9 protein-coding genes are annotated in these 10,511 nt (G+C 55.3%); 6 read left to right on the forward strand and 3 right to left on the reverse strand.

The genetic code is table 11. The annotated features are described in order from the left end of the window. The first annotated feature begins 7 nt into the window (after positions 1-7). On the forward strand, positions 8-505 hold the full coding sequence (locus L6966_RS05520) for a hypothetical protein (RefSeq protein ID WP_143539183.1): 498 nt from the start codon (positions 8-10) through the stop codon (positions 503-505). Positions 506-1,089: 584 nt separating this feature from the next. On the opposite strand, the gene L6966_RS12180 is transcribed toward L6966_RS05520, so the two are convergent. Continuing rightward, positions 1,090-2,049 (reverse strand): SDR family NAD(P)-dependent oxidoreductase, encoded by a 960-nt coding sequence (locus L6966_RS12180; RefSeq protein WP_083092368.1) that lies wholly within the window; start codon positions 2,047-2,049, stop codon positions 1,090-1,092. A gap of 144 nt (positions 2,050-2,193) precedes the next feature. Further along, positions 2,194-2,589, reverse strand: a complete 396-nt coding sequence (locus L6966_RS05525; protein WP_219336366.1) for a winged helix-turn-helix transcriptional regulator — start codon at positions 2,587-2,589, stop codon at positions 2,194-2,196. A 101-nt stretch (positions 2,590-2,690) separates the two neighbouring features. Here L6966_RS05525 and L6966_RS05530 point away from each other — a divergent pair, with 101 nt between their 5' ends. Then, a complete protein-coding gene (locus L6966_RS05530) occupies positions 2,691-3,116 on the forward strand; it encodes a nuclear transport factor 2 family protein (protein ID WP_083092366.1) in 426 nt (141 codons plus the stop codon). Positions 3,117-3,147: 31 nt separating this feature from the next. Next, a complete protein-coding gene (locus L6966_RS12185; protein WP_083092364.1) occupies positions 3,148-3,384 on the forward strand; it encodes an NAD(P)-binding protein in 237 nt (78 codons plus the stop codon). A gap of 898 nt (positions 3,385-4,282) precedes the next feature. Here the strand turns inward: L6966_RS12185 and L6966_RS05535 are convergent. Continuing rightward, complete coding sequence (locus L6966_RS05535; protein WP_083092362.1) at positions 4,283-4,804, reverse strand: MarR family winged helix-turn-helix transcriptional regulator; 522 nt, start codon at positions 4,802-4,804, stop codon at positions 4,283-4,285. A gap of 390 nt (positions 4,805-5,194) precedes the next feature. Between L6966_RS05535 and nhaA (L6966_RS05540) the strand changes: the two genes are divergently transcribed. The 3 genes from nhaA (L6966_RS05540) to L6966_RS05550 all read left to right on the forward strand — a co-directional run bounded on the left by nhaA (L6966_RS05540) (position 5,195) and on the right by L6966_RS05550 (position 9,973). Further along, the gene (gene nhaA, locus L6966_RS05540; RefSeq protein WP_083092360.1) at positions 5,195-6,544 is read left to right on the forward strand and encodes a Na+/H+ antiporter NhaA; all 1,350 of its coding nucleotides are present in this window, start codon (positions 5,195-5,197) and stop codon (positions 6,542-6,544) included. 214 nt (positions 6,545-6,758) lie between these two features. Then, positions 6,759-8,117 (forward strand): Na+/H+ antiporter NhaA, encoded by a 1,359-nt coding sequence (gene nhaA, locus L6966_RS05545; protein ID WP_083092357.1) that lies wholly within the window; start codon positions 6,759-6,761, stop codon positions 8,115-8,117. A gap of 302 nt (positions 8,118-8,419) precedes the next feature. Beyond that, entirely contained in the window at positions 8,420-9,973 is a 1,554-nt protein-coding gene (locus tag L6966_RS05550; RefSeq protein ID WP_237233040.1) for an alanine/glycine:cation symporter family protein, read from the forward strand. Positions 9,974-10,511 lie beyond the last annotated feature (538 nt).

The following is a 10,511-nucleotide window of genomic DNA, read 5'->3' on the forward strand; positions in this document are numbered from 1 at the left end:
GGTAGTTGTGATGGGTGGTAGAGAGTTTGACCAGGATCGAGCTGGTGCTGACCAGGGGGCAGCTCAGGAAACTAGTGGAGGGTCTGATGTGGACAAATTATCCCACGGAAAAAAGAATAAATATAACCAAAAAGAAATAGCAAAGTTTAACAGAAGAGCGAGTAATGTTGTTATTTTTGTTTTCTTCTTAATAATTGGTTATTATATTTTTGATTTAAACTTCTATCGCACAATTGACTGCACCGTTACCAGCGCTGAAGCCGTCAGCGGCGGTGGCGGAGTACGCACCTCCAGCTCACGCCAAAGCATCAACACCGAAACCGAAGAATGCGGATTACTGGTCTTTGTAGAAATACAGAATGAAGGGTTTGCTACCGCACAGGATTTAGCAGACGAACTCAACCGCCACCAGGGCGAGAAGTTAAGATTTCGTGTGGGTTATCTACGGCTTGGCCATTACGAGGCTCGTGCTGTGGAGCTTGAAGGGCACCCCATACGGGATTAGGGTGCACCCTCTTTTGTCTTTGAGGGGCCTTAGCGCCGGGAGTGAGCGGTGCCATTAGTAACACCCCTGGTTTATCACCTGCGCGTCAGGTAGTTTTGAATCGGAGCAGTGATTTTGGTTTGGGTGGCACGAACTACTTACTGTCTCCAAGCAATGATAATGAGGAAAAGAACCCTGAAGGTTTTATGGAAGAGGGTTTTAAGAACTCCCTTGCTGGTGCCGCCTCCTCGTCGGGCAAGTGGGCAGCAGATACATCAGACACCCTCCTGAACCCAGTACATATCAGGTGAAACCAGAGCAATCGATAGCTCAGCCACACACATTTTGTCGATTATTGCTAACGGATAGCCCAACGCTACCCGAACAACCTCACTCTTCTAGCCAAGCGTGGGTAAGGTAGCCACCTGCCAAAGCACGATGGGAAACAGTTCACCCAAGACAGTAGGTATCGAAGCGGGTTGCGTGCATTTGTTGCCGGAAAATTGCCTTTTCCTCTGCTTCTTGAGTACCGACTTCCGCTGTCCACGGAGGGCAGCCCGGCGCCGTGGCAATCATGAGGAGACCACTAGGCTGTTCAAATTTTGTCATAGACCACTCGGGTCTATTCCAGCTGCCAGGCAACAGGTTGTCCACACATCGCTACCGATACCCGGAGTATAGCTCTCCCTCGAACTCTTATGAGGGAATCGGTTACTGACATACCTACCAAATAAATCGTTCTCCTGGGCGTGATGGACCAGCCATGCCAAATTCGACCCTGATCTACTAACGCTGTTTGCTCCAGGAAAACGCGTCAGAAGTGGAACCAGCCCAGCGTAAATACGTTTGATAAAGGCGGGGTAGTCACGGGCCAGGCCTGTCGCAGGCATCAGACCTGGATCAAACGCCACCGCATGTATTCCTCTGGGACTAAATAATCGGTTGAGTTCGTATGCAAGGACAATGCAAGCTAGTTTCGAGGTTGAATATCGAACCCTGCCGCCTCTAGAGGAGCTATCAGTGGCACTCCCTGGATTCAGATGATTTGCCATTCCATTCCAGTCCGCCGCTGGGAAACCGAATGCATATAGACCACCTCTGTGGGTCTCACTGCCGATAGTAATGATGCTCGTACTAGGTCTTAGATGAGGAAGTAGATGAGCAATGAGAGAGACATGCCCCAGGACGTTCGTCGCCATCGTCAGCTCGAACCCGTCTTCCGATACCTGAACTCCATTCACAATTTGGATGCCTGCATTGCAGATTATTGTGGCCGGGATATTGCCGCTCTCACAGAGACGGCCAACAAGTCTAGACACGCTCGACAGGCTTGCTATGTTGACTTTCTCGACGATGACGCTCACACGAGGGTACTTTTCGCATATCTCGTTCGCGATTTGTTGCCCGCGTTCAAGGTCTCGTACGCAAAAAATAAGACTGTCGCCATGGGAGGCAAGGCTAAGCGCCGTCTCGTATCCCAGTCCACCGGTTGCTCCTGTGATAAGAATCGGTCCCCTGGCCTTGGGCGATGCCTCAGTTCTTCGATGGTTTTGATGAGTGTTCATGCGTCGAATGCTCCTTCGTCTAATGCGCTGGTGATACAACGGTCTGCTAAGGCAGTAACGGTCAATGCTGGTGGCACTCCGCCGGTTGACCCAGGAATTAGGCTTGAGTCCATTATAAAGAGGTCCTCAACACCATTGATGCGGCTAATTTCGTCGGTCCTCGGATGGCTCTAATGCCCGGTCATATGCGTCGCGTGCATCTTGGACGGCATCAAAGTATGTCTCCGACCATACTCGCAACGCGTTGAGAGGTTCGGATAGGGTTTGACCTAGTTCAGTGAGGTGGTACTCCACTCTCGGCGGCATTTCAGGGTAAAACGTCCTAGAAACCGCTCCGTCACGTTCCAGAGCTCGGAGTGTGTCTGTCAGTACTTTGCCGCTGATCCCCTCCACCGTTGCTTTGATCTCTTTGAATCGCAAGGGCCCATCCGACAACGCGATGACAATCATGGCCGTCCATTTATTCGCGATTCTCGCGAGTGAGGTACGCGAAGGACATTTCGCCATCATCACGTTCCAGTTCGTCGCAGTCATCAACATCCTTTCAACAATTCTCCTGATAGTTACGTTGAGGTAACAGGTAACTAATTGTTACCATAGGAAGGTCAGCAAAACAAATTTATTTCTTGGAGGAAAGATCCATGACTACGTCGACGACACCCCCTATTGAGGTTGTTTCCAAGTACTTTGGTGCATTGGCCGAGGGCCGTGTACAAGATGCCCTCAGCTACCTTGACCCTGATGTTAAGTGGTTCCAGCCGGGGGAAAACCGTTTCTCGGGTACCCACGTTGGTCCGGATGCTGTGTACGCCTTGATTGGCGAAATGATGGCTGTCAGCCAGGGCACCTTTGCCATTGCTCTGACCGGCCCGCTGATGGTCAATGGCGATCTTGTGGTTGCCCCAGTTCAATTCACCGGTGACCGCGGCGATGTCAAGCTTGACCAAGCGGGAACTGACCTCATTACCGTGCAGCAAGGCAAGATCGTAGCTGTGCATCTGTTCTCGTCCGATGGTCCAGCAGAAGACGACTTCTGGGGCCCTTCCGAATCCGTGAATAACGGATAAATCGGGTTGATTTCCTGAGAGAGGACACAAGATGACCACGACGCAAACTACAGAAGCTTCCGCAGGCGTACCGCGTGAAGTTGTCATCATTGGGGCCGGCTTTAGCGGTCTTGCAATGCTCCAATCACTTCTAACGAAGAACATTGATGCGCTGCTACTAGAGGCCGGCACTGCGCTCGGCGGTACCTGGAGTAGCAATCGGTATCCCGGAGTCCGAACGGACTGCGAGTCACGGTATTACTGCCTAACTCTCTCAGGATGTCATTGATACCTGGAACTGGAAGGAACGCTTCCCGACGGGTGGTGAGGTGCGCGAGTATGTGGAGCACTTCGCCACCCGTCTCGGGTTGCACTCAGATATTCAATTCAATTCTCGTGTTAGTGCTTTGCAGTGGGACGAGGAAGGGCAGTTCTGGGATGTAACGGTCGACTCATTGAGCGCGACGCGTTCAACCGCTGAACTTCGACCCTGAACCCATTGTTGACTTTGATTATCCCTGTGATCAGAGCGCGTGAACGCCGGTTTTCCACTTAAGGGCAAAAAAGTTATCCACAGGTGGGGATAAATCTGGGGATATTCGAATTACACGGGTGGTGAGTTTCGAGGGTATTCGAGACCCGGGGCGAGTTAGCGCTCTTCACCCTTCATTTTGTTCGAAAAAACACGGCTGTTGTTCGAAAATCACACGCGTGTGACTTTTCCACCGGTGTGGATAAGGTCTGTGGAAAAACCTCTGCCAGGCCACTCCATGCCTCGATTTTAAGGGTCATTTCGGCACTTTTTCAACGGAGCAGGGGTTTCCACCGCACTTAAGTGGATATTGTTCACAGACTTATCCACAGGTGGGGATAAAACTGTTAAAAATTTGCACCACCGCCCTCCCCGAAGGTCTCACCTCCTCCCGGAACCTGCACCCAAAACAGATATGACATGGGAGGAAGCACCTCTACAAACAGTTCCGTGAGTCATGGAACGAAGTTGCGAGGTACCCTACTTTCTATCCACAGCGCCCCCCTCAAGAACCTGCAGCGCTGTGGAAAAGCTGGGGTTAGTGCGTCACTTTGTCCTAGCCCCCTGCGCACCGGGGCAGGCAACTTAAGGCTTAGCAGCTCTATATGGTGACCTCGGTTAGCGAAGCCTCAGGGAAAACTGGTCGGTTTTCTTGTTACTTCAAAGAAGCCACATTCGATACGTTGATGACAGCGCTGGGCTTATCGCCTAGCACGGATTCACCGATTTTAGCCAGAGACCTCACCTGGCGGGTATTGAGCTTATCGAAAATAATCTGACGCACGGCCTCAACGTGACCGGGGGCAGCAGACTGAACCTTAGCCAGGCCCTCCGGCAGTAGGTGGCAGATAGAGACACGGCGATCCTTAGCCCAGATGGTGCGCTCCACATAGCTATTTTTCTCCAAGCGGGTCACTACCCGGGAGAGGCGAGGCAACAGGGTGTTGGTCTGACGGGCCAGCTCTGTCATAGTCAGCATGTGCTCGGGTGACTCAGAGAGCATGGCCAGCACCATGTACTCCACAAAGCTGAGGCCAGAATCTTTGTTGAGCTGGTTCTCGAGTTGGCCGGGCAGGTTGAACATCATGGACGAGATAAAAAGCCAGGCTTCGCGTTCTTCTTCGTTGAGCCAGCGCGCGTCGGTGTGAGCGGGCGGGGTGGAGGTTGTGTCGCTCATGGTTCCTCTAAAGTTTACGGGTTTGGGTCACCTACACCCAATTCTAAGTTTCTTTTGAAACCGTTTCTTGTTCTACTGCACCCTAGCACCGGCGTGTTGCGTCATATGCTGTCTCTGAGCGCTGTCTATGCAAGGGTAGGTGCTCAGCGCCCTCTCCCAACATAAGGAAAACAGGGCACTCAGAGGCAAGCGCCCCGCTACTGTATGCAACCGGCTCCCCCCTCCCTCTTTGGTAAGCTAGATTACTAAGGTGTGCCGGGAAGACTGGTCGGCCCGCCAACCCACCTACCTGCTGTGCTAGTAGCGCTGAGGGCGCCAACGTCCCCGCAACAGGCTCACCAGGTGGCGGGTGGGCGGTTATTCGTTACTCAATCAACCCAAGAGAGCACCATGTCTTCAGAGAACACCGTCCTCTCGCGCGGCTCCTACAGGGAGTCACAGCGCGTCTCCGAGATCCTCTCCAAAGAATCTACCGGCGGCATTATCCTGCTGGTGGCCACCGTCCTCGCCCTCATCTTCGCCAACTCAGCAGCCGCCGAGCACTACTTCGGCCTACGCGATACCTATCTGGGCGCTGACTTCTGGGGCCTGCACCTCAAACTCTCCATCGGCCACTGGGCTGCGGACGGCCTGCTGGCAGTCTTCTTCTTTCTGGTCGGGCTTGAGCTGAAAAAAGAATTTGTTGAAGGCGACCTGCGCAACCCCGGCAAGGCCCTGGTACCCATTGTCGCGGCGGCCGGTGGCGTGGCCCTGCCCGCTCTCATCTATGTGGCTCTTAACCTCAATGGTAGCGCTGAAGCTCGCGGCGGCTGGGCCATTCCCGCGGCGACCGATATCGCCTTCGCGGTGGCCGTCCTCGCCGTCATCGGCTCCCACCTGCCCTCTGCCCTGCGTACCTTCCTGCTGACCCTGGCCGTGGTGGATGACCTTATCGCTATTACCATCATCGCCCTCTTCTACACCTCCGACCTGCAGATTGGCTACCTGGCGCTCTCCATCATCCCAATCGCCCTCTACGCCCTGGTAGCGCGTAAGGGTGAGAAGCTCTTTCACCTCTCCCCCGCAGCTGCCTGGTTGCTTTTGCTACCTATCGGTTTTGTGGTCTGGGTTCTCTTTCTCAACTCCGGCATTCACGCTACTATCGCCGGCGTTATTCTGGCCTTTATGATTCCGGTACGCAAGAACAAGCGCACCGAGGCAGCGAGCGCCCACCACGGCCTGGCCGAGGTCATGGAGCACCGCATCCGCCCCTTCTCTGCAGGTTTCTGCGTGCCCGTCTTCGCCTTCTTCTCAGCCGGTGTTGCTATCGGCGGCGTGCAGGGCTTCGTGGACGCGGTTACCGAACCCATCGCCTACGGTATTATTCTGGCTCTGATTTTCGGCAAGATGATTGGTATTACGGCCTCCACCTGGCTCATCACCCGCCTGCGCCGCGCCAACCTCGACCCCGATATCGCCTGGATTGACGTCATTGGCGTGGCCACCCTGGCCGGTATTGGCTTCACCGTCTCCCTGCTCATTGCCGAGCTCTCCTTCGGCCTGGGCTCTGACTACAACGATGCCGCTAAGGTCGCCATTCTAACCGCTTCGGTCACCGCCGCCCTGCTCGGTGCCATCCTACTGTCGATTCGCAATAAGCACTACAAGCAGGTTGCGCTCAAGGAAACCGTGGACGAGAACGCCGACGGTATCCCCGACGTCTTCACCGACAATACGGACGCACCCCGCCCCGGCGCCTAACGTCCGCCCCCTCTCCTCACACGGTAGGTACCATCTCACTCAAAAATACCCACGAACTAGCTGGGTTTTTCCGAGTCAGATGGTACCTACCTTTTTCTCAGCAGAGCGGACGCCCGTGTGCAGTTCTGCATCTCAGATTCCCGCATTAGCTGGGCTAAAGGAGCATAATGGAAACTAGCCCTAGCGAACGCACACACTACATCGAAGGAGAGGCATGACCCAGCAGCCTCAAAACGACGCGCTTTTCTCACGCGGATCCTACGCAGAAACCAGTCGTGTCTCAGAGATTATGCGCAAGGAGTCGGTGGGTGGCTTCATTCTGCTGACCGCGACCGTACTGGCCGTCGTTTTCGCTAACACCCAGGCCTCCAGCTTCTATGAGGGAATTCGCGACACCGAGCTGGGCTTCAATATTCCCGGCTTTAGCCACCTGATGATGAACGTGCACCTCTGGGCGGCGGACGGCCTGCTGACCGTCTTCTTCTTTCTCACCGGCCTAGAGCTCAAAAAAGAGTTTGTAGTGGGCGACTTACGTGACCCCGGTAAAGCCATTGTGCCCGTGGCGGCCGCCTTTGGTGGTGCCATGACCCCGGCCATCATCTACTTCGCTATCAACCACAGCAACGAAACCGCGGTGCACGGCTGGGCTATTCCTGCCGCAACTGACATCGCCTTCGCCGTGGCCGTGCTGGCCGGTGTAGGTACCTTCCTGCCCGCCGCCCTGCGTACTTTCTTGCTCACCCTGGCGGTGGTCGATGACCTGATTGCCATCGTCATCATCGCTCTCTTTTACACCAATAATTTTCACGCCTGGTACCTGATCGCCTCTATCGTGCCGATTGGCCTCTACTTCTGGCTGACCCACAAGCACGAGAAGTTCTTTCACGAAAAGAAGTGGGCCGCCTGGGTTATTCTGCTCCCCCTGGGTCTTATCACCTGGGCACTCTTTCTAGAGTCCGGTATTCACGCCACCATTGCTGGCGTGATTCTAGGCTTTTGCGTACCCGTCCGTATGACCACGCAGGCCAAGGCTGCCGATGCCCATGCGTCCCTGGCCGAAACCCTGGAGCACCGCCTGCGCCCGCTCTCCACGGGTATTTGCGTCCCTATTTTTGCTTTCTTCTCAGCCGGTGTAGCCGTAGGTGGGTGGGACGGTTTGCGCACCGCTCTCGCGGACTCCGTTGCTATTGGCATCATGGTGGGCCTGGTCGTCGGTAAGACCATTGGCATCACCGGCACCACCTGGCTCATCACCCGCTTCCGGGGAGTCAACCTCGATTCAGATATCAAGTGGATTGATGTGATTGGCCTTGCCGTGACCGGCGGTATCGGTTTCACGGTCTCCATGCTGGTTGCTGAGCTTTCCTTCGAGGCAGGTTCGCTGCATACCGAGGACGCCAAGGTCGGCATCATGATTGGCTCCCTCATCGCCGCGATTCTGGGTGCCACCATTCTTTCGATTCGTAACAAGCACTACAAGGTTATTGCCGAGAAGGAGCTAGTTGACGAGAACGCCGACGGTATCCCCGACGTCTTCACCGACAATACGGACGCACCCCGCCCCGGCGCCTAACGTCCGCCCCCCTCACGCGGTAGGTACCATCTCACTCAAAAATACCCACGAACTAGCTGGGTTTTTCCGAGTCAGGTGGTACCTATACCGTTTAAAGCGGCACACGAAACGGCAACATCACACCGCACCTGTTTTGCACAAAGGCAACCAAACTGTGAGAATTACCCCTAGTGTTCACCGCCCTACCGGGCCGGTGTCTTCTCACACCTACTGCTTACACGTGCCGCGGTAGGTAGCCCCGCCCCGCGCAGTCAGGCCCCCTACCCCGGGCCTACCTGCCCTTCACACCATTGGGAGCACTCATGGATTTTCTGCTTGACGCGGTGAACTGGATTAACGAATCCACCGCAGGAGCAACCGAGGTTATCACCGGTATCTCAGATGCACTCTGGGCCTACTTTCTTCTTTTTGCCCTGGTAGCAGCAGGCCTGGGTATCACGATTGCCACACGTGGCGTGCAGTTCCGCCTGATTGGTGAAATGTTCCGCACCCTCAAGGACCCGGCAGGCACCGAATACAACGGCAAGAAAAGCATCTCGGCCTTCCGCGCCTTCACCGTCTCCGCAGCCTCCCGCGTGGGTGTAGGCAATATCGTCGGTGTAGCCATGGCTATTATCCTCGGTGGCCCCGGCGCTGTCTTCTGGATGTGGGTTATCGCCTCAATCGGCGCGGCCTCCGCCTTCGCTGAGTCCCTGCTCGGCCAGCTGTATAAGCGCAAGGGCGAGGATTCCTACATCGGTGGCCCCGCCTACTATATGCAGCGCGGCCTGAATGCCCGCTGGCTGGGCCTCATCTTTGTGGCTTTCATCGTCATCACCTACGCCTTTGTCTTCGTGGCCGTGCAGACTAACGCTATCGTCGGTGCGGCCGCTGGTTCGTTCGGCATTGACATCACCGGCACCAACGGCATGGGCTTCCGCATCCTTGTAGGCATTGTCATCGCTATTATTGCTGGCTTCATCATCTTCGGTGGCATCCGCACCATCTCTTCAGTCACCGAGATTCTGGTACCTTTCATGGCCGTACTCTACCTGGCTCTGGGCCTCATTATCGTTGTAATCAACCTGGGTGCTGTACCCGGAGTCCTGGCTTCCATCTTCACCGGCGCCTTCGGCGTCCAGGAATTTGTCACCGGCACCGGCGTCGGCATGATCATCATTCACGGCATGCGCCGCGGCCTACTCTCCAACGAGGCGGGTATGGGTACTGCCCCTAACGCGGGTGCGACCGCCTCCGTCTCGCACCCTGCCAAGCAGGGCTTTGTGCAGGCGCTGGGCGTCTATTTCGATACCATGCTGGTCTGCTCCGTCACCGCTTTTATCGTACTGGTTGCGGGCGATATCCCCTACGGCAACAGAGAAATGTCGAGCACCCTCACCCAGACCGCGCTCTCCACCCACCTGGGCTCCTGGGCCGTTCACTTTCTGACCGTGGCGATTGCCCTGTTCGCTTTCTCGTCGATTATAGGTAACTACTACTACGGTGAATCCAACATTCGCTTTGTGACCGAGAAGCATATGCCCATGGGTGTCTTCCGCGTGGTCGTCATCGTGTTCGTCTTCTTCGGCGCTATCGCTTCACTGGATTTGCTGTGGGCTTTAGCCGATGTGCTCAACGGCGGCATGGTCATCGTCAACCTGACTGCGGTCTGCCTGCTGCTGCCTAAGGTCATCAAGGTGCTACGCAATTACGAGGCCCAGCGCAAGGCTGGCCTTGAGCCGGTATTCCAGGCTTCTGATCTACCCGAGATTAAGAACCTGGACGCCTGGGACGGCACTGATGAGCTCACCCAGCGCGCCTACTGGGAGGACTACGACCGTCAGCAGGCTGCTAGGCGCACCGCCCGCCGCTCGTAGTGCTGGACCTTTCGGTGGTCTGAACCTTTCAGCCTCCACACGGCGCGCATCGTGACACGCCGCGCCGGCCTGCACATTTTTGTGGGAATGATGGTATCTCACCATCGACAGCCACTCCTATTTGACCTAGTCCCCTACACTTTGGGGGCAAAAATAGCAGGAGTGACTAAATTTTACCCCCCTTTCAGTCCACAAATACCTAGGTTTTACTGAGGGTGAGATGTCATACTTGGTACAGTAGGTCTGGAGGAGTTTGGGCTGAAAGATCTGCGATTTCAGAGTATGAGTGTGTTTCAAATTTATCGTCTCTGATAGCTACCTGCAGGGGTGTGGGTAGCGAACCGAAGCGGAGGGTTGCCCCCTGGGAAGGGCAGACCCTCCGTTTCATTTTTGAGCGGGTACAGTAGATACGGGTTAAGGGTCAAAATGTGTGTCTGGCTCGGCGTGTCGCGGGGGTTAGATTTGGCCTTTTTGAATGCCGATTGAGTGGGTGTAGTCGGTGTCGATAGCGTTGTCGTAGAGGGCTGGGCGTCCTGTT

This window comes from Rothia nasisuis, assembly GCF_928381405.1.
Classification (GTDB): Bacteria; Actinomycetota; Actinomycetes; order Actinomycetales; family Micrococcaceae; genus Rothia; species Rothia nasisuis.